The 21,793-nt window shown below is 55.9% G+C and carries 18 protein-coding genes; 6 read left to right on the forward strand and 12 right to left on the reverse strand.

Annotated features, from left to right (window positions below; genetic code table 11):
- The first annotated feature begins 44 nt into the window (after positions 1–44).
- Positions 45–1,556 (forward strand): anion permease, encoded by a 1,512-nt coding sequence (locus AC3Y5R_RS11570; protein WP_158782819.1) that lies wholly within the window; start codon positions 45–47, stop codon positions 1,554–1,556.
- Positions 1,557–1,599: 43 nt separating this feature from the next.
- Here the strand turns inward: AC3Y5R_RS11570 and AC3Y5R_RS11575 are convergent, their stop codons facing one another.
- Positions 1,600–2,763, reverse strand: coding sequence for a VasL domain-containing protein (locus AC3Y5R_RS11575; protein ID WP_489921446.1), 1,164 nt, complete (start codon positions 2,761–2,763; stop codon positions 1,600–1,602).
- Between the two features lie 602 nt (positions 2,764–3,365).
- Between AC3Y5R_RS11575 and AC3Y5R_RS11580 the strand changes: the two genes are divergently transcribed.
- A complete protein-coding gene (locus tag AC3Y5R_RS11580; RefSeq protein WP_489921447.1) occupies positions 3,366–3,845 on the forward strand; it encodes a cucumopine synthase-related protein in 480 nt (159 codons plus the stop codon).
- A 15-nt stretch (positions 3,846–3,860) separates the two neighbouring features.
- The gene (locus AC3Y5R_RS11585; RefSeq protein WP_489921448.1) at positions 3,861–4,286 is read left to right on the forward strand and encodes a DUF3830 family protein; all 426 of its coding nucleotides are present in this window, start codon (positions 3,861–3,863) and stop codon (positions 4,284–4,286) included.
- Positions 4,287–4,316: 30 nt separating this feature from the next.
- Here AC3Y5R_RS11585 and AC3Y5R_RS11590 read toward each other — a convergent pair whose 3' ends face one another.
- Entirely contained in the window at positions 4,317–5,321 is a 1,005-nt protein-coding gene (locus AC3Y5R_RS11590; RefSeq protein WP_489921449.1) for an alpha/beta fold hydrolase, read from the reverse strand.
- 87 nt (positions 5,322–5,408) lie between these two features.
- On the opposite strand from AC3Y5R_RS11590, the gene AC3Y5R_RS11595 reads away from it, so the two are divergent.
- Positions 5,409–6,038: a TetR/AcrR family transcriptional regulator gene (locus AC3Y5R_RS11595; RefSeq protein ID WP_489921450.1), complete on the forward strand. Its 630-nt coding sequence runs from the start codon at positions 5,409–5,411 to the stop codon at positions 6,036–6,038.
- Between the two features lie 547 nt (positions 6,039–6,585).
- On the opposite strand, the gene AC3Y5R_RS11600 is transcribed toward AC3Y5R_RS11595, so the two are convergent.
- From AC3Y5R_RS11600 to AC3Y5R_RS11645, 10 genes are all read right to left on the reverse strand, one after another.
- Positions 6,586–7,557 (reverse strand): PDR/VanB family oxidoreductase, encoded by a 972-nt coding sequence (locus AC3Y5R_RS11600; RefSeq protein ID WP_489921451.1) that lies wholly within the window; start codon positions 7,555–7,557, stop codon positions 6,586–6,588.
- 1 nt (position 7,558) lies between these two features.
- Complete coding sequence (gene glnT, locus AC3Y5R_RS11605; RefSeq protein WP_489921452.1) at positions 7,559–8,929, reverse strand: type III glutamate--ammonia ligase; 1,371 nt, start codon at positions 8,927–8,929, stop codon at positions 7,559–7,561.
- A gap of 9 nt (positions 8,930–8,938) precedes the next feature.
- Positions 8,939–9,925, reverse strand: a complete 987-nt coding sequence (locus tag AC3Y5R_RS11610; RefSeq protein WP_489921453.1) for an aldo/keto reductase — start codon at positions 9,923–9,925, stop codon at positions 8,939–8,941.
- A 9-nt stretch (positions 9,926–9,934) separates the two neighbouring features.
- Positions 9,935–11,101: an aromatic ring-hydroxylating oxygenase subunit alpha gene (locus AC3Y5R_RS11615; RefSeq protein WP_489921454.1), complete on the reverse strand. Its 1,167-nt coding sequence runs from the start codon at positions 11,099–11,101 to the stop codon at positions 9,935–9,937.
- A gap of 11 nt (positions 11,102–11,112) precedes the next feature.
- Positions 11,113–12,186: an LLM class flavin-dependent oxidoreductase gene (locus tag AC3Y5R_RS11620; protein WP_489921455.1), complete on the reverse strand. Its 1,074-nt coding sequence runs from the start codon at positions 12,184–12,186 to the stop codon at positions 11,113–11,115.
- 35 nt (positions 12,187–12,221) lie between these two features.
- Positions 12,222–13,139, reverse strand: a complete 918-nt coding sequence (locus AC3Y5R_RS11625; protein ID WP_489921456.1) for an amino acid ABC transporter permease — start codon at positions 13,137–13,139, stop codon at positions 12,222–12,224.
- A gap of 87 nt (positions 13,140–13,226) precedes the next feature.
- Positions 13,227–13,997, reverse strand: a complete 771-nt coding sequence (locus AC3Y5R_RS11630) for an amino acid ABC transporter ATP-binding protein (protein WP_489921457.1) — start codon at positions 13,995–13,997, stop codon at positions 13,227–13,229.
- A gap of 18 nt (positions 13,998–14,015) precedes the next feature.
- The gene (locus tag AC3Y5R_RS11635) at positions 14,016–14,777 is read right to left on the reverse strand and encodes an SDR family NAD(P)-dependent oxidoreductase (RefSeq protein WP_489921458.1); all 762 of its coding nucleotides are present in this window, start codon (positions 14,775–14,777) and stop codon (positions 14,016–14,018) included.
- The gene (locus AC3Y5R_RS11640; protein ID WP_489921459.1) at positions 14,765–16,435 is read right to left on the reverse strand and encodes an FAD-binding protein; all 1,671 of its coding nucleotides are present in this window, start codon (positions 16,433–16,435) and stop codon (positions 14,765–14,767) included. The genes AC3Y5R_RS11635 and AC3Y5R_RS11640 overlap by 13 nt, the downstream gene beginning before the upstream one ends.
- The gene (locus AC3Y5R_RS11645; RefSeq protein WP_489921460.1) at positions 16,435–17,325 is read right to left on the reverse strand and encodes an ABC transporter substrate-binding protein; all 891 of its coding nucleotides are present in this window, start codon (positions 17,323–17,325) and stop codon (positions 16,435–16,437) included. Before AC3Y5R_RS11645 ends, AC3Y5R_RS11640 begins: the two co-directional genes overlap by 1 nt.
- A gap of 410 nt (positions 17,326–17,735) precedes the next feature.
- On the opposite strand from AC3Y5R_RS11645, the gene treA reads away from it, so the two are divergent.
- Entirely contained in the window at positions 17,736–19,406 is a 1,671-nt protein-coding gene (gene treA, locus AC3Y5R_RS11650; RefSeq protein WP_489921461.1) for an alpha,alpha-trehalase TreA, read from the forward strand.
- Between the two features lie 228 nt (positions 19,407–19,634).
- Positions 19,635–21,752 carry a TonB-dependent siderophore receptor gene (locus tag AC3Y5R_RS11655; RefSeq protein ID WP_489921462.1) on the forward strand — a complete coding sequence of 706 codons (2,118 nt, stop codon included), beginning with the start codon at positions 19,635–19,637 and terminating at the stop codon, positions 21,750–21,752.
- The last annotated feature ends 41 nt before the right edge of the window (positions 21,753–21,793 follow it).

Consider the following 21,793-nt stretch of genomic DNA (forward strand, 5'->3'; position numbering starts at 1 on the left):
AGTGATAAGGGCTTCAGCGCACTCTCATCAACTTGTCATAAACTATGGAACCTACTTCAGTTATGAGCGAACCCAATAAAGCTGCTCCTGCGCCAGCGGGACAAAAGAAACGTCTGATCATGCTGTTCATGCCGATTGTGGTGGCGGTGCTGCTGCTGTTGGTTCCGGTGCCTGCTGGCCTGGAACCTTATGCCTGGCACTTCTTTGCTATTTTCGTTGGGGTGATTGTCGGGTTGATCTTCGAACCGCTGCCCGGCGCGGTAATCGGTCTGACCGGCGTGGTGGTGATTGCCCTGTTCAGCCAGTGGCTGCTGTTCAGCCCGGCGGAAATCGCCAACCCGAAATTTAAAATGCCCACTGAGGCTTTTAAATGGGCTGTGAGTGGTTTTGGCAACTCCACGGTCTGGCTGATCTTTGGGGCCTTTATGTTTGCCGCCGGGTATGACAAAACTCAGTTTGGCCGCCGACTGGCGCTGATCCTGGTGAAATATCTTGGTCGGCGCAGCCTGACGCTGGGCTATGCCATCACCTTTGCCGACCTGCTGCTGGCTCCGTTCACTCCCTCCAACACCGCGCGCAGCGGAGGCACTATCTACCCGATAATCGCTAACCTGCCGCCGCTGTATGGCTCCAAACCCAACGATCCGAGCGCGCGCAAAATCGGCTCCTATCTGATGTGGGTAGCCATCACCGCAGCCTGTATCACCAGCTCAATGTTTTTATCGGCCCTGGCACCTAACCTGCTGGCTCTGGCGTTGGTGAAAAGCATTATCGGTTTTGAAATCTCCTGGGGAACCTGGTTCCTGGCCTTCCTGCCGCTTGGCGTGCTGCTGATCCTGACCATGCCGCTGCTGGCTTACTGGTTCTACCCGCCAGAAGTCAAGGTTAACGATGAGGTGCCCCGCTGGGCCACCAGCGAGCTGGAGAAGCTGGGCAAGCTGTCGCGCAATGAGATCCTGCTGCTGGTGTTTGTCTGCTCGGCGCTGCTGATGTGGATTTTTGCCGCCGCATGGATTGAACCGGCGATGGCAGCAATGCTGGTGGTGGTGCTGATGTTGTGGACCGGCGTGCTGAACTGGAACGATATCACCAGTAATAAACCCGCGTGGAATACCTTCGCCTGGTTCGCCACTCTGGTGGCACTCGCTGATGGTCTGGCCCGCGTTGGCTTTATCGCCTGGCTGGGCAAAGAAGGCAGCCAGCTGCTGCAGGGATATGATCCGCAGGTCTCGGCAGTGGTGCTGCTGATCGCCTTCTTCCTGCTGCACTATCTGTTTGCCAGTACCACCGCACATACTACCGCGCTGCTGCCCGCCACGCTGACTATCGCCGCCTCAATACCGGGGATCAATATGCCGGTGTTCTGTCTGATGATGGTCACCTCACTGGGCGTGATGGGCATTATCACCCCTTATGGTACCGGCCCCAGCCCAATCTATTACGGTAGTGGTTATCTGCCGACGAAAGATTACTGGCGGCTGGGCACAATCTTCGGGGCAATCTTCCTCGGCGGTATGATGTTGATTGCTTATCCATGGATGGTGATGATGTTCTGATCCTCCCTGCATCCCGGTGGTGCTGCCGGGATGCGCTTTCCTGCTACTCTTCCTCATCATCAAGCTGCAGGATTAGCGAATAACGCGCCAGATCCTGCTTAATCCGGTGCTCAATTTTTCCCCGCAGCACCAGCGAATACGGATTTTTCTCCAACTGACGCAGCAACTCCTCCAGCGGGACCAGATCGTTCAATGGCTGCTGAATGGTGATCAGCCTTGCCTTGAGTTCAGCCACCGACATCACCTGAGTACGCTGAAACTCGGGAGAATCCAGCTCGGCATTCAGACGCTGCAGTCTGAACTGCGCCGTTTGCCACAGCTGCATCTGTTCCGGCGGCAAGGCTGTGGCAACCATCGCCTCCTTCCAGTTCTCGTCATGCTTTCTCTGCTCCGGCGAGATCTGCTGTGCCAGCATCGCAATTTGCTGCGCCTTACCGGGTTCCGGCTGCATCAGTTCATAGCCCCAGAGTGCCATTGACCCGAACAACGCCATCACTAACATTCCGGCAAAGAAGGCGCGGCTGCGCTCCCAGAAACTGAAGCTGACGCTGAGGGCGGAGCTGGTTAAATCACGCGGGACATAAATCAGCGGGGTAAAATCCTGCCCATAGCGGTTCGACGGGATCTGCCCACCATTGGCCTCACCTGCCTCAGACTGCGAAATGGCAAGCGTGGCTGACTGCTGCGGGATCTGGACACGGTTGACCACACTGCTGACCTGAACTTTCAACCGGTCAAGCTGCGACAAATGTTTCTGCGCCAGTTTCTCCAGCGTCTCAATATTCTGATCGAGCTGGGTTTCAAGACGCTGCAACAGCGGAAGATCGTCGGAAGTCAGCTTCAGCGAAAGCAAAACATGCTGCAGTCCGGTGCTCAGCCAGGTAATGATTGCCAGACGGGCCGGAAGCGGATTGGGCCACAGCGTGGCCCACTGATACTTCATCATCGCGGTGGCAATTTCTAATCCTTCGCACAACCCTGCCAGTCCGGCCCGCCAGGCACGGGCCAGCGTGTACCAGGCCACGCTTTGCAGATCCATCCCGTTGAGCCGAAACAGCGAAATGCACAATTGCTCAACACGAAGCCAGTCAACATCGCCGCGCCCTGTCTGGCTCAGTTTTCCCGTCTCAACGCGCAGCGCGATAAACTCCGGCAATGCACGTGGATCGCCACCAGTGTGCAGGATATTCTGTGTGGGTTTATTCATGAGTCAGCTTCCCTGTTGCCTGAAAAGTCCGTGTCCTTTGATGCTGCAATTATCGCCTGCCACCAGCAAACAGATACATTGTTAATCTGTTTGATTAGTAAATGTCTTATTTAAGTGTGCGCTTAACAGAAAATAGGATTATTTCTATTTGCCGATATAAGAATGAAAAGAGCAATTAGCCTCAAAAAATAAATAATTAAAAAAATCAATTGAATGGTAAGTTATTTTATTTAACCCAGATCACTCCAGATAATTCCATTAACAGACAATAAAAAAAGCATTTTTAAATATCTGGCGGAGTTGACGTTATTTTAGCACATTATCTCAGTCGCTCCCGATGTCTGAAATTTGCGTTAAGGTGATGGCAGGCCGGTGTGCCGCTACAGGGAACTTCCTGCTGTTCAAACTGGTGCAAGCGCACTGTCTTACAGCGTGAAAATCGCTCCTCCAGGACGCTCACAAAGCAACCCATTGTTAATTAACTGATTAATTTACACTCAAGCCTGGCACAAACCTTGCAAATTTAATTACTCAATTAATTAATTGGGACCATGCCGCAGGTCGGGCAGGATTCAGACAATGCCAATAACAGGAGAAAAGTTATGACGGTTGATGACGCGATCGCGCTTTTCGATCAGCAACGAGAAAAAATCTGGTTCGAGCAACCAGCCGAAATCGCCGCGCTGGGCCGGGGCGAAGTGCCGCGCGGTACTGGTGCACGTGGCCAGTATCTCAGCACCATTATTTTTGCTGAAGGGGAAGCCCGTACGCTGGCTGACGAGATGCTGTGGGGATTGATCCGCGTGGCGGAAGATAATCCTGAGGCGGCAGATTTAAAAACGCTGCAGATGATCATTCAGGAGATCATCGGCTACAAGGCTGATTTCTTTGATTTTGTCAGTCTGCCAGAGGCGGCAAAGCTGCTGCACATTTATGTCAGCGTCGCTGCCGGTTGCCGGACGCTGGACGAGCTGGTTCGCCTGTCGCACGCGGCCCTCTCCTGGGCTAACCGCCTGCATATGTGGGTCGACTTTATTCTTCCATGGGGGCTGGGTGACGGCTTCCGCCGCGTCAAAGCCTGACAGCCTGGAGAGATCATGAAATTACAGATGAGTGTGGCGGGCGAGAAAGTCTGCGTGATTGAAGTGTGGGATGACAAGGTCCCCAACCTGTGCAAGGTACTGCGTGAAAAGCTGCCGATGAAGAGCGTACTGCAACACGGCAAGCTGATTGGCGATATGGTGTTTTTCACCATGCCAATTGTCGCTCCCTGGGAAAATAAATATAAAACTGAAGATGTTGGCAAGCTGCGCCGCGAGCAGTATGGCGAAGCAACCGGTGCGGTCTGCTATTACAGCCCGCGCCAGCAGTTCTGCGTGGTGTATGGCGACGATACCGCAGCGGAACCGCTGCCAATTTCCTATATTGGGGAAGTGGTGGAAGGTGCGCTGGAACTGCGCGTTACCGGGCTGGAAACCTGGTTCGATCAGGGCCGGGTGGTGGAACTGAGCATTATTGACTGATGCCCGGCAGGCCGGTTACTGACCGGCCTGTTATCCCAGCAGATCCCTGATTGCCTGTTCAATCTGAGCAGTTTCTTCTGCAAAACGTCCCGGTGCCCCGGCACAGTGGCCGAACGGTGAAATAATGGGCCGGAACTCGCCGTTTTTAAGCCGCCCGCACTCCAGCTTCCCCTCCTCCAGCGTGAAATAGCTGTCGGTATCACAAGGCATCACAATCGTGCGCGCCGTTATGGCTTCAAGTGCGGCATGCAGATTGCCCTGATAGCAAGGCAGATCGCCAATGTTTGCCTGCTGCCAGCTGTAAAGCATCGCCAGCAGATTGTGGGCATCCCAGCTCTGGTGGTCAGCGCACCAGTCATCCAGTAATGCCTGCTGGCTGTCGAACCCCAGCCGCCGCCATAGCTGTTCGCGATAAAATTGTGCTGAATAAGCCCAGCCTGCATAGCAGCGGCCAAAAGCCGCCAGCCCCTGTAAGGGAGGCTGAGTATATTGTCCGTTTTGCCAGAGTGGATCGGCCTGCAGCGCGGCCTTCACCCCTTCGAGGAAAACATAATTCAGCGGCCAGCAGCGGGCGGAACCACAGACGGCCAGCAAATTATTCACCCGCTCCGGCCAGGCGGCCGCCCAGTGCCAGGCCTGCATCGCGCCCATCGACCAGCCGCTGACGAGGGCAATTTTTTTAATCCCCAGCGTCGTGATCAGCAGTTGATACTGGGCATTAATATTGTCGATCAGCGTCACCTGCGGATAGCGGCTGCCAGGCTGGCTCAGTGAATTGTCGGGCGAGGTTGAAACGCCGTTACCGAACATGTTGATCAGCACGATATACCAGCGGGCAGGATCCAGTGCTCTGCCTTCACCTATCAGCGGATAGTAGCTCTGGTGCGTGCCGGTGTAGTAGCTGAACAGCACCACTGCATTGTCCCGCGCGACGTTTAGTTCACCAAATGACTGCCAGCCAATCGCCGCCTGCTCAAGCACGCCACCGTGCTGTAAATCAAGGTCGCCGAGGTAATGAATTTCATGTTGGTTCATGCGGATTCTGCCTCTGAATATGATATGATTAATTAACTAGTTAACTTAATTTACCGGGCTTAGCGCAGACGCCATAAGGGTGACCAGATGAAGGAAGCGGAACGTTCCACCAGTGAAACCGGCAGGAAGGCCAAAAAATCCCAGAGCGAAGTGGCCGAGCTGTTGCAGTCGTCTGCCTTCGAGCTGTTTGCGCACCAGAATTACTCCTCGGTCAGAATTAAAGATATTGCCACCGCCACCGGGCTGAATTCGGCGTTGATCTATTACTATTTCGGCTCAAAAGAAGACCTGTTCATTAAGGTGATTGAAACCGCCGTGGAGAATGCCTTCCGCAAGTTCGACAGCGTGATTGGCAGCGAAAATGGCCCGAAAGAGATTCTGTTTCTGTGGATTGAAATCCACATTCTGCAGTTCCATCTGCTGCAAAAGCTGGCAAAAATCAGCCTCGACTACTCCAGCACCAATGGCCGTATCCCTTCTATCGATAAAGCGATCAAAAAGTTTTACGAGAAGGAGTCGGTGATCCTCAAAAATACCATCAAGGAAGGCATTGCTGGCGGGCAGTTTCGCGAGGTGAACCCGGCCGATATGGCGATGCTGATCTCAACCTTCCTCGACGGCGTGCTGTTCCGCAACGTGATGTTCCCAACCTTTAAATACAAACATGCGATTCAGGTGATGCGCGAGTTTGTGTTCGAACAGTTGGAACCCCGGTAGTCGCTGGTATTCTTGCGTCAGGTAACTAACTTGCTGCCTGAACAGTTACACTGGTGAAGTCTGCTTCCTGAATAGCTGAACGTCCGGTGTTCGCCAGAGGGGATAGCAGGAACACGGACACGCCGTGAAATCATCCCTGATGGCTTGAGTAGCGCGTCCATGCGCTACACAGTCCGCTTATCCTGCTATCCCCTCCTGTCATAAATTTCAGCGTCGCTGTGAAGAGAAACCACCTGAAAATTTTATCAAAATTTATCAGTATCTTACACGCCATTATCTTTGCTTTTATGCTTATTCTTGTACTTGTTCTTTTCCCTCATTCACAACTCAGAAGTTTGTGGGGACGGTAAGGTGGAACACAGCCGGGTGTTTGCCGCATGGACGCGGCAATCAAGCCCCCATGGACGGGTTTACGGCGTCCCGGATGCGTTCCATCTTGCCGACACCGATCCCTAATCCGTTTGTGACCTTACTAACACCGATCCCCGATCCGTTTGTGACCTTACCAACACCGACCTTCCAATCCGCTTCAGGCGTAAATCAAAATCTACTCCGGGGCATCAATCACCAAAACCGGCGATAACGACCGCGAGCAGCACGGCATCACCCTTCGCTGTGCCGTTTTCTGCTCGTCTGTCAGGTAAGTGTCACGATGATCGGCCTCGCCTTCCACAATATCCAACGCACAGCTGCCGCATTGCCCAATGCCACAGGAAATCGCCACCTCGTAGCCCGCTTCGATCAGTGCTTCGGCCATCGTCTGCTGACCATTTACCCAGATGCGGCGATCCTCATCGGCAATTTTCAGCCAGAATCCCTGCTCATCCTCCTGTAAGGCCAGCGAGAATGACTCAGCAAAAATCCGCTCATCGCCCACGCCCCGGGCAGCCAGCGCCTCACGAGCAGCCTGCATAAATGCGCCATTGCCACACAGATACACTTCCGTCTTCGCCGTCAGTCCGGTAAACAGGCTTTCATCGATCGCCGAATGAGCCTGTAAGCCGAAATGCTCCATGCTGCCAAAAGCACTTAGCGTATCGCTGCGTCCGACGTAGTGAAATGCAAACTGGCGGGAGCAAACTTCGGCCATCGCCAGCAGCGGAGTGATACCAATACCACCAGCCAGCAACAACCGGGGCGTAATGCCATTCTCCTCAAACGACAACGGGCCGGTTGTTGCCCGTGACAGCGGATCGTCCCCCTTTCCCTGAGGAAAGCTGTTCAGCGGTGGGCTTGCCGTAAGCACTGTGCCAGGCAGTGCATTTTCCTTTAACCAGCTTCCACCACCACGCGAATGGCGGGTGACCAGCACCGCAATACAGTAACGATGCTGCTCCGCTGAGGAATTATACAGGGAGTATTGCCGTGCCAGCCCGTTACCCAGTTGCAGCGTGAGATGCGCCCCGGCGGTAAAAGGCGGCAGCAAACCGCCCCCGGCCGACTGCAGCTCCAGCAGCAATACGCCGCCCGTCTCCCTGCGCTGCGTGACCCGCAGCGCTAAAGTCTGGCCGCCGTTCATCCTAGAAAATCGTGCTGTAACGGTCGATTTCCCACTGACTGACGTGCAGGTGATAACTGTTCCACTCCTGCAGTTTGTATTTCACAAACTCGTCTTTCAGCGCCTTGCCCAGCGTCGCTTCCACAAACGGGTCGCTGTCAAAAGCCTCCACCGCTTCCAGCAGGTTTTGTGGCAGGAAATCAATCCCGCGGGCCTTACGTTCCTCTTCGCCAATCGCGTAGAGGTTGTCTTCATTCGGCTGACGCGGGTCAATCTTCTCGCGGATGCCTTCCAGCCCGGCTGCCAGCGCCAGCGTTGCCGCCAGATACGGGTTCACCGCACCGTCGGCATTGCGGGATTCACAGCGCCCGCCGCCAGCCGGAACGCGGACCGCATTGGTACGGTTGTTGGAACCCCAGGAGTTAAACACAGGTGCCCAGCTGAAGTAGCTCATCGCGCCCTGGCGCACCAGACGTTTGTAGCTGTTCACCGTGGGTGCGAATGCGGCACATAATGCACGGCCGTGCTTCAGCAGTCCGCCAATAAAGTGGTAACCGGTTTCACTCAGCCCCAGCCCCCACGGATCGTCCTGGTTACCCGGCTGATGTTTAAACAGGTTATTGCCGGTTTTCAGATCGTAAAGTGACATGTTGAAGTGCGCGCCGGTGCCGGTTTTGTCCGCAAACGGCTTAGGCATGGTGGTCGCCACCAGCCCCAGCTCTTTGGCGTAGTGCTTGGCCATAAAGCGGAAGAAGATAAAACGGTCGCAGGAAGTGAGTGCATCGGCATAGTTGAAGTCGAACTCGTACTGCGAGTTGCCGTCTTCGTGGTCCAGCGAGTAGAGATCCCAGCCCAGCGCATTAATAGTGCCGGAAACTTTGTCCAGCCAGGCAAACTGGTCAACAAAGCCCTGCAGGTCGTAGCAGGGTTTGGTCAGCTTGTTGTCCTTCTCCGGTACCGTCAGCGAACCATCTTCTTCACGCTTCAGCAGGTAAATTTCGCACTCGATCCCCAGATTGAAGCCAAAGCCCACCTCGTTAGCCTGCTTCAGCACGTTCTGTAATGCCACGCGGGTGTTGAGGTCGTATGGCTTCCCCTGGAAGTGGTTATCGGCGGGCATCCAGGCAATCTTCGGTTCCCATGGCAGTTGGATGATATGGTCAAGATCCGGCACCGAGGTCAGCTCATCCTCATTCGGCAACTGGCCGAGGCCATCCAGCGCATAACCGGTATAACGTTCCGACCCGGCGGCCATGTGGCTCAGGTGCTCAATCGGCACCACTTTCCCCTTCGGCACACCGTGAATGTCCACCCAGGCGCCAATGCAATACTCCACGCCTTTCTGCTTCAGGGACTCTTTAATTTCTGCAATCTGTCCGGCTGTTTTCATCATTACTCTGCCTCAGGTATGTTCTACGATCGGATGCGGAACATACGGCGCTTCTAACAGGCCGATCTCCTCCGCAGTAAGGGTCAGTTCACTGGCGGCGACCGCCTCTTCAAGATGAAGGAATTTAGTCGCGCCAATCACCGGAGCGGCCACGGCCTGGCGGGTAAACAACCAGGCCAGCGCGATCTGCGCTTGCGACACGCCGCGTGCTGCGGCGACATCGGTCACCGCCTGAATCACCCTGTTATCAGCATCTTGCGTTGCGCGATAAAGGAAGTCGGCGTAGGAATCTTTACCGCCGCGTTCGCTGCTCTGTTGCTGTTCAAGCGGACGGGTCAAACGCCCCCGCGCCAGCGGACTCCACGGCGTGACCCCGATGCCTTCGCTGACGCAAAGCGCCAGCATTTCGCGTTCCTCCTCGCGGTACAGCAGATTAAGATGGTTTTGCATGGCGATAAAACGCGCCCAACCGTGATACTTCTGCACCTGTAACGCTTTACTGAACTGCCAGGCATACATCGACGACGCGCCGAGATAACGCACCTTGCCCGCCTTCACCAGGTCATGCAGCGCTTCCAGCGTCTCCTCCAGCGGTGTTTCATAATCCCAGCGGTGGATCTGATAGAGATCGATATAGTCAGTTCCGAGGCGACGCAGGCTGTGGTCGCATTCGGCAAAGATCGCCTTACGCGACAGCCCTTTACTGTTCGGTCCCTGTCGCATCGGGTTATACAGTTTGCTGGTAATCACCACCTCGTCGCGGTTGGCAAAATCCCGCAGCGCCCGCCCCAGTACTTCTTCGCTGGCGCCTTTGGCGTAGATATTCGCGGTATCGAAGAAGTTAATCCCCAATTCCAGCGATTTTTTGATAAATGTACGGCTCTGCTCTTCATCGAAGGTCCAGCTATAACCGCTGGCCTCAGGCGGCGCATAGGTCACGCAACCCAGACAAAGGGCAGAGACTTCCAGACCGGAATGGCCCAGCTTAAGCGTTCTCATATTGAGTCCTTATACCGCCAGTTTACGTTTCAGATAATTGGCAAAGTGCCAGATAGAGGTTTCCAGATGGCTCAGTCGTCCTGGCCTGGCTAGCTGCGAACGGCTACCACGCTGCTGCTCGGCGTTAATTTCCAGATCTTCCGCGACGATGGTTAACACTCCGTTGCGCATCCGCTCAATCGTGGCAGGGAAATCTTCCCGTGCAGCGGCCTTTTTCGAGACCAGCACCACACGGTGCCACTGCGACATCGATTTGCTCATCGGCAGGATCACATTGATGGTGACGCGATCCGGATTCAGCGACATCAGGCAGGTCGGATAGAGCAGATAGAGATCGCTGCGGCGCAGATCTTCCCCTTCCAGCCCGTCAAAAGGCACCAGCCCCTCGGTGAGGATTTCGCTGAGTTCGCCCCTTTTGCGCAGCGGCTGATGGCACACCGTCCAGCCTGGTGTGTCTTCGCCTATCCAGGTCAGACGGCCCGGAAAGCTGTCCTCCAGCGTAGTACGGTGCACCCCGGCATGGTGGTAGCATTCGATAAAGGTCTCCACTGCCATCTTCCAGTTAAAGGGGCAGTCGTAGTCGAGGGTAAAGGCGCATTCCAGCTCCGCGAGGTGATACTTGTCCAGCACCGGCAGCAGGTCGCCAAAGCGTTCGCTGAGCGAACCGATGCTGGCGGAGAAGGTGACGAAAATCATTCCGGCGATGATTTCATGGCGAATCTGCGGCAGCTGGCAGTCCTGGCGTACAAAATCCTCGGCCTGCTGCATAGATGGCGCCCCGGTCAGCCGGCCTTCTGTGTCATAGCTCCAGTTGTGGAATGGACAGACAAACACCACTGCATTACCGCTGCCACTGGCGATCGGCACCCAGCGATGCAGACAAACATTGGACATCACACGCACGCCTTCACCTTTACGGATAATCAGCAATGGCTCGCCCACCACATCGATCGTGAAGTAGTCGTTTTCATTCGGCAACTGGCCTAAATGGCCGACGAACAGCCAGTCTTCACGCAGCACCTTCTGCTCTTCAAGACGATAAAAATCATCACTGTTATAAGCATCCGCTGGCAGCGTCTCGGCCCGTGCCGCATTGTCGCTTTGCTGGGACAGGATACGGCGGGCGATCGCCTCACCATCATCAAAACGGCAATCAATTTTCTGTTCATTGTGCATAACATTCATCCTCAGCGGGCCATGGCAGGATTGAGATCAACGGTGATTTTACCCAGTTCGGCTTCCAGCAACGGAAGAACCCGCTCGCCGAACAGTTCAAGAGAACGGCGCGCCTGCGCCAGCGGCATATCGCCAAACTGGAAAAAACAGTTGTAGTGACTCGGTTTGATAGCGCGAACTTCGCTAATGATCCGTTCAGCGACAGTTTCGGCGTCGCCAAACATCAGATTGTCGCAGACCTGGTCGGGAGAAGGCTCTCCGGCAAACGGCGTCGCTTCGATAAACGCCTCGCCGGTCACCTTGGTATTGCCCTGCAGCGCCGCAATCATTCTGGCGACAAACATCGCCCGCCCGGCAGCTGCGCGCGCTTCGCTGCGGCTGTCAGTGACGTGAATATATTGCTGCACGGCCACCGGCATATCACCGTTTAGCCCCGCTTCCTGCCAGCCAGCGCGGGCATCCCGCACCATCTGGCGCAGTTTGTGCGTCCCGCGGTAACCGGCAGTCATAAACGGCGTCGCCTGCCAGGGTTCAAAGGCCTTCAGTACCGCCGGATTGGTGGAGGTGACATACAGCGGCGGCAACGGTTGCTGCAGCGTATCCAGCAGAAAATCGGTATACAGCGGCGCGCCGGAACGGCTGGCAGAGACGGTTTTTCCGGCGGTCAGCGCATCGCTGACAAATTGCCAGTGCGCCAGCAGCTGTTCAGTACGTGCCTCCACATCCAGCCCGTAACGGTCGAACTCCCAGGCCTGATAGCCGCTGCCGATCCCCAGCACCAGCCGCCCTTCGGTCAGGCGATCCACCAGCGCGATCTCCTGTGCCACCCGCATCGGCTGGTACAGCGGCAGGACGATCACCGCCGTGCCCAGCCTGATGCGACTGGTGTAGCCCGCCATATGCGCCGCCATCATCAGCGGCGACACGCTGATTGAGTAGTTGGTAAAGTGGTGCTCGGCAAACCAGGCCGTTTCAAAGCCAATCGCCTCCGCCACCTGGATCATCTCTCGCGTATCGCGGATAACGCCCTGCAACCCGCCAGCGTTATCTTTGAAAGACATTAAGTTGAATAAACCCAGCCTCATGTTCTTCCCCGGTCAAAAACAGTTATTGAGTGCGCTTAACGCACCCGGCCTTTGCTGTAATGTTTTTCTATGCGGGTCTGTACCGCGCTGAGCAGCGTGGTGGCGACCAGATACCAGATACAGGCAACAATCAATAAAGGGATATTTTCGTAAGTTCTTGAATAAATCGCCTGCGCGGAATAGAGCAGGTCCGACAGGGAGATCACGCTGACCAGCGAAGTGGTTTTCAGCATACCGATGATCTGATTCCCGGTTGGCGGAATGATAAACGGCACCGCCTGCGGCAGGGTGACCCGCTTAAGGTACTGGTTTTTACGCATACCCAGCGCCCTCGCCGCTTCCTGCTGGCCATCATCCACCGAAGAGATCCCGGCGCGGATAATCTCGGCCATATACGCGGACTCATTCAGCCCCAGCCCCAAAATCGCCGCAGTCCATGGTGTGATCAGGTCATTCATGCTGCCAGACCACAGCGAGAAGACGCCGGGAATGCCGATGTTCACCGTCGGATAGAGCGCGGCCAGGTTGTACCAGAAGATCAGCTGAACCAGCACCGGCGTGCCGCGAAAGAACCAGATCCAGCCGCCGCTAAAGCCCACCAGCAGCGGATTGGATGACAGTCGCATCACGGCGATCAGCACACCCAGCACAATGGCCAGCGCCATAATCACCAGCGTCAGCCAACTGGTGGTTACCAGCCCGCTGAGGATGGTCGGCGAAAACAGGTATTTGCCGACCGTTGTCCAGCCAAAGTTTTCGTTGGTGATCATCGATTCGGTCACCAGACCGATCAGCGCGGCGATCACCAAAGCGGAGATCCAGCGTCCGTAATAGCGCGAAGGAACCACTTTCACATCATCGTGCGGCCACGGGTTCTCTCTGGTGGCTCTCAGCCTGCTGTCCTGCAGCGCCTGTTGGTTATCGGTCATGGCGATTCTCTTTTCGTTACGCATGGTGGATCCGTACTGAAATTCGAATTAATTAATTGATTAATTAACACCGCAGATAAGCGAAGTCAACGCCTTTACCCGCTTTTACGATTACAAAATTCTGGTGAGGAAATCCCGCGTGCGCGGATGGGCTGGCGCACTGAATATCGCCTGCGGCGCCCCGGTCTCCACTATCGCGCCGTTGTCCATAAACGCCACTTTTGACGCCACGTCGCGGGCAAAAGACATCTCATGAGTGACAATGACCATGGTCATGCCCTCTTCTGCCAGGCTGCGCATTACGTCCAGCACTTCACCCACCAGCTCGGGATCGAGAGCAGAAGTCGGCTCGTCGAACAGCATCAGCGTCGGTTTCATCGCCAGCGCCCGGGCAATCGCTACCCGCTGCTGCTGACCGCCCGACAGCGCCGAAGGGTAAGAGTGATAGCGGTGGCTCAGCCCGACCCGATCCAGCAGCGCCTCTGCTTCCTGGCGGGCCTGAGCTTTTGGGATCTTTTTCACCGTCACCGGCGCTTCCATCACGTTTTCCAGCGCGGTCATATGGCCAAACAGGTTAAATCGCTGAAACACCATGCCAATGTGCATCCGCTTTCGCGCCACGTCGGCCTCTTTCAGCTCGTATAAGCGATCGCCTTCGCGCCGGTAACCGACCATTTCGCCATCGACATACAGCGCCCCGCCGTCAATCTTTTCCAGATGGTTGATGCAGCGCAGAAAGGTTGATTTACCCGAGCCGGAAGGCCCGATCAGGCAGACCACTTCTCCCCTGCCAATAGTCAGGTCGACGCCCTTGAGGATCTCAACGCCGCTGAACGATTTCCGCACCTGGTGGGCTTCCACCACCGTGCCTGCTGCTGTCATAGCTTTCCCCTTTACTGGTTACTGCGTCATATACCAGGTACTGGCCCCGCCACCGTCGACCACCAGCATCTGTCCGGTAATGTAGCTGGCGGCTTGTGATGCCAGGAAACAGACGGTCTGCGCAATCTCTTCCGGCGTACCTGCCCGTTTCAACGGCAGGCGCGTCACCTCGTCGGCCAGCTCCGGCTCCTGCTGCTGCCAGCCGGAATCCGCCGGGCGGATCGGTCCCGGACTGACACCGCAGACACGGATGCCGAGCGGAGCCCATTCCAGCGCCATCTGCCGGGTCAGGTTCACAATCGCTGCCTTCGAAGGACCATAAGCACCCGCACCGGGATAGCACCGGTGCGCAGAGGCACCGGCAATGTTGATCACCACGCCGCCTGCTTTCATCCGTCTGGCCACTTCAGTGCTGACCACGAACGTGCCGTTCAGATTGGCGTTAACCACCTTCTGCCACTGCTCGTCCGCCAGTGAAAGCAGCGGAGCCTGAGCGGTGGCACCTGCGTTATTGATCAACAACTGAATGCCGCCCAGTTCTTCGCTTATAGCCTGTACGGCTGCGGTGACCTCCGTACGTAAAGTCATGTCTGCCAGCCAGAAACCGGCTCTCACTCCCTGTCCGCGCAGCAGGTTCACGGCGTGCTCTGCCGCTTCGCTGTCCGACCTGACAAGTAATGCAATATTGACGCCATTACTGGCCAGCGTTTGCGCAATAGCCAGCCCGACGCCTTTCGAGCCGCCGGTGATCAGCGCGGTTTTTCCCGTTAACCCGTGCATTGCTGCACCTCCGGATAGCTTTCAGTTTCCTGCATAACGCCCTGCGCCAGGGTGCGGCCGCAAATATAGCCCCAGGTCAGATTCGGCCCCAGGGTGGTACCTGCCCCAACCGCGCGGGTGCCAATCGGATTGGCCATTCCCACGCCCGCACAGAACAACCCCTGAATAATGTTTCCGTCACGGTGTCGCACCCGGCCATACTCATCCGTGCGCGGGCCGCCTTTGGTCGCCAGAAACGTCCGGTTAAACGGTATGGCGATAAACGGCCCGGTCTCAATCGGCAGCAGACCGCCGCGCAGCCGCTTATCGCTTTTGCCATGCGCCGACGAGAGATGACGCTGAAAATCAGTGTCTTCTCCCCGCAGGCAGAAACCGTTAAACCGGCTGACCGTTTCCTGCAATACCACCTCAGGCAGATTAATCTCTGCTGCCAGCGCACTTAGCGAATGAGCCTTGCGCAGCCAGCCCTGTGTCCGCCAGGCGTAATAACGCAGCAGCGGAGAGCGGCTTAACAGACCGGCATCGGCAATCATCCAGGCCGGAAGATGAGCAGGCATTCCGCTCTCGTCCCGCGCATCCAGCGCCTCGCCAAGGTTAAATGTGAATTCGTTAACAAACCGCCTGCCGTGCCGGTTAACCAGAATGGCATTCGGTTCATACTGAAAGAACACTGACAGGCCGTATGGCTCTCCCAGATAGCGGGCCGGGATACCGCCGCCGATATTGGCCTGATCCATATGCGCCAGCTCCGCGCCCACTTCCTCTGCCATGCGATGCCCATCGCCGCTGTTGCTCCGTGGACTGGCAATAAAATCCGTGCTGCCAGGAAAATGCTCCGTGCGCCGTTGTGCATCCCATTCGAATCCGCCACAGGCCAGCACCACACCCCGTGCAGCGGTAACATGCAGCAGCTTGCCGTGCTGGTTGAGCAGTGCACCGGTAACCCGGCTATCGCCGCTGGTTAACAACTTCTCCACCCGCGCATCGGTTTCAATCCGGCAGCCGAGCCTGCGGCAACCTTCCAGCAGGCCGGTGACCAGAGCTGCACCTTTGGTTCGCGTGCGGGTTAGTGCCCGCCAGGCCAGCTTTGGAGCCATCCGCAGGCTTTCCCGCAGCGGGTGATGCCAGATATCCAGCCCGATAGTTTCATGGTAGGTGTAGAGCTGCGGCAGCGGCGAAGGCCGTATTTTCCAGCTTTTCTCCGCCAGCACGCTGGCCCGCAGTGGCAATGGTGCCACCATCCTGCCCTGTTTTATTGCCCCGCCGACGTTAGCCAGCGGATCGCCTTCAGATGTCAGTGCAAAACGCAGTGGCGTATGCTGTTCAACAAACTGCAGCATCTCACCAGCGCTGTCGGCAAATGCCTGCCACAGCGCAGATTCTGTCTCTTCCCACCCCTCGGGTGCGCTGTCTGTCAGATAGCGCATCACCTCCTGCGATGAATCGGCAATCCCTGCCGCCCGTGCATGATGATTGGCCGGAACCCAGGTAGCGCCACCGGACATCGCGGTGGTGCCGCCCAGCCAGACGGACTTCTCAGCGATAATCACCGACAATCCTGCTGCCGCGCTGCGTAGTGCGGCACTTAATGCCGCACCACCAGAGCCAACAACCAGCACATCGCAGTGCAGCCTGTTGTCACCCGTCAGCTGAACCATTACAGCGGGTTAGTACTGGTCAGGTTGATGCCTGGTTTTTCCAGTTTCATCGGGCCAAGGTTCCATTTGTCCATCACCCTGTCGTAGGTGCCGTTCTCTACCAGCACGGTCAGGGCTTTTTGCAGCACATCGGCCAGCTGTTTGTTCTCATGCGCGACCACGATGCCCAGGTAGTATTTCGGCATTAATGGCATGTTGACGGTGCGGATTGGCTTCGGCGCTTTCTTCTTGATGTCATCCACCGAAGCGGCATCGTTAAGGACAAAATCAACGCGACCGGAATAGAGCGCCAGCAGTACCGCATCAGCGGAAGCCAGGGTCACTTTCTGGATATCCGGCTTGCCGTTTTTGATGCAGTAAGGTGAGTAGATTTCGTTAATGGCGTGCTCGAAGTCAGTCCCGGTCTGCAGGCCTACCTTCAGGCCACACAGCGTCAGCGGATCGTCTTTGATGGTTTTTTCCGTCGCCAGGGTGTACACCTCGCTGGTGGCATAGGCGTAGTTCACAAACGTCACCTGTTTTTCACGCTCCAGGCTGTCGGAGATACACTCCATCGCCACATCAAAACGACCGCTTTTCACGCCCGGGATCAGCCCGGCAAAGTCGATTGAGACCGGTTTCACCGTCACGCCCAGCACCTGGCCCAGCGCGTCCCACAGATCCGGCTCAAAGCCGACCATGGTTTTGTTATCTTCAGCGAAGGATTCGCAGGGTGGATAGTGCGCATCGGTAACCAGATTGAGGGTTTTACTGCTGCGGATTTTTTCGGGTAACTGCGCGTGCAGTGCGGCATCCATCGCCAGCGGTTTATCAGCCGCAGAGGAGTAGAGCGAAAAAGCGCCAAGGGAGCAGGCGGTGATGGCGCTTAACAACAGTGTTTTCATTCTCATGCTTTTAACTCCGGATAAGAAGGCGTGTCGCCTGAAGGCCCTGATGATAAAAAAAGCAATAAGCGAATCAGAACGTTGCCGGTCACACTGCTCGTACGTTCCTGCCAACAGAATTGCAATGCCTGTGCCATTTTTTAAATAACTAATTAATTAATTGCCTGACAAGGCTTTGCCTGCCATTGCGCGGTATTGCACAGAGAATGAGCGGTGAAATTATCACCACAACGGTGCAAGGGGGATCATTTTCTGGTGCAGCCTCAGGGCAGTTTGATGCTGTTTTGCCTGACTTAAAAACCCTGACTGCTTCACATTTCCCGGCAGTACAGCGGACGGCAGGCGTAATCTCGTCTAAAGTTTGTTTCAGGGTCAATAACTTACGGATCACCGGATCCGGACATGGAGAACTACTAATGCAGAGAGTCGAAAAACGTCAATGGAAAACCGTTGTGGCGCTGCCCTTACTGGTTGCCGCGTTGGCACAGGCCGGTTATGTCATGGCCGCCGAACCACAACAGCAGCACATGCTGAGCGATGCGCCGCAGCCGCCTGATATCCGTTTAGGGCCTCTCTTCCATGAGGTACAGGCGGCAAAACTGTTCCCTGACCAGAAAACCTTTGCTGATGCCATTCCGAAAAGTAATCCCTCCTCCATTCTGGCTGACTGGCAGATGCAGAAGAAGCAGCGCAATTTCGATTTGCGTCATTTCGTTGACACCAACTTCACCCTGCCTGCGGATGGCGAAAAATATGTGCCACCAGCCGGGCAGAGCCTGCGGGAACACATCGATGGTCTGTGGCCGGTACTGACGCGCTCAGCGAGCCAGGCTAACCAGTGGGATTCGCTGCTGCCGCTGCCGAAACCGTATGTCGTGCCGGGCGGCCGCTTCCGCGAGGTCTATTACTGGGACAGTTATTTTACCATGCTGGGCCTGGCCGAGAGCGGCCACTGGGATCGCGTGCAGGATATGGTGGAGAACTTCGCCTCGCTGCTGGATAAATACGGCCATATCCCTAACGGTAACCGCAGCTACTATCTCAGCCGGTCCCAGCCGCCGTTCTTCAGCATGATGGTCGATCTGCTGGCGCAGCATGAGGGCGACAGCGCTTACAGCAAATATCTGCCTGAACTGCAAAAAGAGTACGACTACTGGATGGCGGATGCTGATAAGCTGAAACCGGGCGAAGCCAGCAAGCGCGTGGTGAAGCTGAAAGATGGCACCCTGCTTAACCGCTACTGGGATGCACGCGACGTGCCGCGTACGGAATCTTATATGGATGACATCGCCAACGCGAAAAATGTCACTGAGCGTAATAAAGGAGAGCTGTATCGCGATCTGCGTGCCGGTGCGGCTTCAGGATGGGATTTCAGTTCGCGCTGGTTTGCCAAGCCGGGTGACCTCTCCACCATTCAGACCACCACTATTCTGCCGGTCGATCTGAACTCGCTGATGTTCCATCTTGAGCAGACTCTCGCCCATGCCAACAAGCTGGCGAAGAACGACGAGGTCAGCCAGCGTTTCGACGCGCTGGCGAAAAAGCGTCAGGATGCGATCAATCGCTATCAGTGGAATAGCAGGCAAGGCTGGTACGCCGACTATGACTGGCAGAAAGCCGCTGTACGCCCGCAGCTGACCGCTGCCACCCTGTTCCCGCTCTACCTGAAAGTAGCGAAGGAGGATAAAGCAGCCAAAACCGCGACGGCAGTACAGAAACAGCTGGTGAAAGAAGGCGGTCTGGTCACCACCACCAATAACAACGGGCAACAGTGGGATGCGCCAAACGGCTGGGCACCGCTGCAGTGGGCAGCTGTCGAAGGGCTGAATAATTATGGCAAACAGACGCTGGCAAAAGATATTGGCATGCGCTTCCTGAACAACGTGCAGACCACCTATGACAAACAACACAAGCTGGTGGAGAAATACGTTGTTGAAGGCAAAGGCCTGGGCGGAGGCGGCGGCGGTGAATATCCACTGCAGGACGGATTCGGCTGGACCAACGGCGTTACGCTGAAACTGATGGACCTCTACTGTCCGAAAGGGGTCACCTGTAATAACGTCGGTGATATCACCAAAGGTCAGTAATCCTCTGGCGGCACTCCGTTGCCGCCCAAATTAGCCCACCCTGATAATTCCCTTATCTTTCCAGGTGAATATATAAGCAAAATCAATGCTTGAAACACGTTAACGAAAAGATAATAATTCTCATTGAGATTATCATAAATCTTTACATTACCTAACTGCGCGTCTTTCAGCTGTTCCCCTGCGCAGGCGGATCTATTTTGCTCGCATTTATTTGTAAGGGATTTGACAATGAGAATGGCTTTTACCCTGAAGCGTTCCGTTCTGCTTTGCGCCATCGCGCTTGCCACACCAGCCCTCTCCTTTGCCGCTGATACCCTGGTGGTAACCGCTCAACCAACAGAAACGGCGACCACACCGACCATCGGTTACACTGCAAAAACCAGCAAAGGCGCGACCAAGACCGATCGTCCCCTGATCACTACCGCCCAGTCCGTCTCCGTGGTAACCCGCCAGCAGATGGAAGACCAGGGCGCTCTGGACGTAAACCAGGCGCTGAACTATACCGCCGGTGCCTTTACCAACTTTGCCGGTGCAGCCAGCCGTTACGATACCGTTTCACTGCGTGGCTTCCATGGTGGCGATGTTGACAATATCTTCCTCGACGGCCTGCGCCTGATGAGCGATCCGGGCAGTTACAACGTGCTGCAGGTCGATCCGTGGTTCCTCGATCGCATCGACGTGATCAAAGGGCCTTCTTCTGCCCTGTATGGTCAGACCGTGCCTGGCGGGTTGGTGATGGAAACCTCCAAACGTCCGCAGTTCACCCAGGAGGGCCACTTCCGTGCTTCTACCGGGACCAACAGTACCAACAGCGCGGCTTTTGATTATACCAATGCGATCAACGATCAGTGGGCGTTTCGCCTGACCGGCATCACCCGCAACAGCAACACGCAATATGACCACACCCGCGAAGAGAAATACGCTATCTCCCCTTCCCTGCTCTGGCAGCCGGACGAGGATACCTCTTTGCTGTTGCGCGCTTATCTGCAGAAAGATCCTTCAGGCGGTTACCACAGCGCGGTGCCGGGTGACGGCAGCATTACTGAACACAACGGCCGTCGGCTTAGCACCGGCTTCTATGACGGCGACAGCTCGCTGGATCAGTTCAAGCGTAATGAGCAGATTTACAGCTATGAATTCGCTCACCGCTTCAACGACACCTGGGCGTTCCGCTCAAACGCCAGCTACTCGCACTCAAACGTCGACCTCGATCAGGTCTATCAGATTGGCTGGGACACCACTAACCCGGATCTGCTGAACCGCTACTACTCCGGCTCCCGTTCTTCACTGGATGCCTTCGCCCTGGATAATCAGCTGGAAGCGGACTTCGCCACCGGCGAGCTGGAGCATAAAGTGGTGCTGGGTGCGGAATACCATCAGTACAAAAATGACCTGAGCGATGCCAGCGGTTACGCTAACCAGCTGAACGCCCTGACCGGTGAAGCGATCGGCCCGCGTCAGAGCTACACCTTCTTTGATTCGCAGCGTCGCTACTATCAGACCGGGGTGTATCTGCAGGATGAGATGACGTGGCAGAAATGGCATCTGGACGTATCCGGTCGTTATGACCGCATTGTTTCGCAGACAGATAACTATGATTTCGGTACCAAATATCGTCGTCAGGATGACCACGTCAGTGGCCGTGCCGCGCTGCTGTATGCCTTTGATAACGGCATTTCACCTTACGCCAGCTACAGTCAGGCGATCACCCCGCAGTCACTGTCCGGTGAAGACGGTAATCTGCTGAAGCCAACCACCTCTGAGCAGTATGAAACGGGTGTGAAATACCAGCCGGTGGGAACTTCTGACATGTACTCCATCGCGCTTTACGATTTGACGCAGAAAGATGTCGGCAACCGCGTGGTGGTGGGCTCTTACTACGAACCGGCCGGGAAAGTCCATTCACAGGGCGTGGAACTGGAAGCCCGCAACCAGCTGACTCCGCGTCTGAGCACCATTGCTAACTACACGCTGAACCACGTGCGCTACAAAGATTCCGTGGACGGTAACGACGGCCACACGCCATACGTTACCCCGGACTCCATGGCTTCGGCCTGGGCGAAATACCAGTTCGACTACGGGATCAGCGTCGGGGCTGGCGTGCGGTACATCGGCAAACAGTGGGCGGATAATGAAAACACCACTCGCCTGCCTTCTGTCACCCTGTTCGACGCCTCCGTGCGTGCCGACCTGGGTGCCTGGAATAGCAGCCTGAAAGGCGCGTTCGTGCAGGTTAATGCCAACAACCTGACCGATCGTGATTACGTTTCTGCCTGCTACGGTACAGGCTACTGCTACTGGGGTGCTGAGCGTACAGTCATTGCCACTGTGGGTTATGATTTCTGATCTTCAGACGTAAAAAAGGGAGGCTATTGCCTCCCTTTTCT

This window comes from Erwinia sp. 009765445 (genome assembly GCF_058137865.1).

Excerpts from the sequence above, each read along its gene's own strand:
- AC3Y5R_RS11635 (WP_489921458.1), bottom strand. The coding sequence starts at position 14,777 with ATGCACGGGTTAACGGGAAAAACCGCGCTGATCACCGGCGGCTCGAAA.
- AC3Y5R_RS11625 (WP_489921456.1), bottom strand. The coding sequence starts at position 13,139 with ATGCGTAACGAAAAGAGAATCGCCATGACCGATAACCAACAGGCGCTG.
- treA (WP_489921461.1), top strand. The coding sequence starts at position 17,736 with ATGCAGAGAGTCGAAAAACGTCAATGGAAAACCGTTGTGGCGCTGCCC.
- AC3Y5R_RS11575 (WP_489921446.1), bottom strand. The coding sequence starts at position 2,763 with ATGAATAAACCCACACAGAATATCCTGCACACTGGTGGCGATCCACGT.
- AC3Y5R_RS11590 (WP_489921449.1), bottom strand. The coding sequence starts at position 5,321 with ATGAACCAACATGAAATTCATTACCTCGGCGACCTTGATTTACAGCAC.
- AC3Y5R_RS11585 (WP_489921448.1), top strand. The coding sequence starts at position 3,861 with ATGAAATTACAGATGAGTGTGGCGGGCGAGAAAGTCTGCGTGATTGAA.
- AC3Y5R_RS11640 (WP_489921459.1), bottom strand. The coding sequence starts at position 16,435 with ATGGTTCAGCTGACGGGTGACAACAGGCTGCACTGCGATGTGCTGGTT.
- AC3Y5R_RS11655 (WP_489921462.1), top strand. The coding sequence starts at position 19,635 with ATGAGAATGGCTTTTACCCTGAAGCGTTCCGTTCTGCTTTGCGCCATC.
- AC3Y5R_RS11600 (WP_489921451.1), bottom strand. The coding sequence starts at position 7,557 with ATGAACGGCGGCCAGACTTTAGCGCTGCGGGTCACGCAGCGCAGGGAG.
- glnT (WP_489921452.1), bottom strand. The coding sequence starts at position 8,929 with ATGATGAAAACAGCCGGACAGATTGCAGAAATTAAAGAGTCCCTGAAG.
- AC3Y5R_RS11610 (WP_489921453.1), bottom strand. The coding sequence starts at position 9,925 with ATGAGAACGCTTAAGCTGGGCCATTCCGGTCTGGAAGTCTCTGCCCTT.
- AC3Y5R_RS11615 (WP_489921454.1), bottom strand. The coding sequence starts at position 11,101 with ATGCACAATGAACAGAAAATTGATTGCCGTTTTGATGATGGTGAGGCG.
- AC3Y5R_RS11580 (WP_489921447.1), top strand. The coding sequence starts at position 3,366 with ATGACGGTTGATGACGCGATCGCGCTTTTCGATCAGCAACGAGAAAAA.
- AC3Y5R_RS11620 (WP_489921455.1), bottom strand. The coding sequence starts at position 12,186 with ATGAGGCTGGGTTTATTCAACTTAATGTCTTTCAAAGATAACGCTGGC.
- AC3Y5R_RS11645 (WP_489921460.1), bottom strand. The coding sequence starts at position 17,325 with ATGAGAATGAAAACACTGTTGTTAAGCGCCATCACCGCCTGCTCCCTT.
- AC3Y5R_RS11570 (WP_158782819.1), top strand. The coding sequence starts at position 45 with ATGGAACCTACTTCAGTTATGAGCGAACCCAATAAAGCTGCTCCTGCG.
- AC3Y5R_RS11595 (WP_489921450.1), top strand. The coding sequence starts at position 5,409 with ATGAAGGAAGCGGAACGTTCCACCAGTGAAACCGGCAGGAAGGCCAAA.
- AC3Y5R_RS11630 (WP_489921457.1), bottom strand. The coding sequence starts at position 13,997 with ATGACAGCAGCAGGCACGGTGGTGGAAGCCCACCAGGTGCGGAAATCG.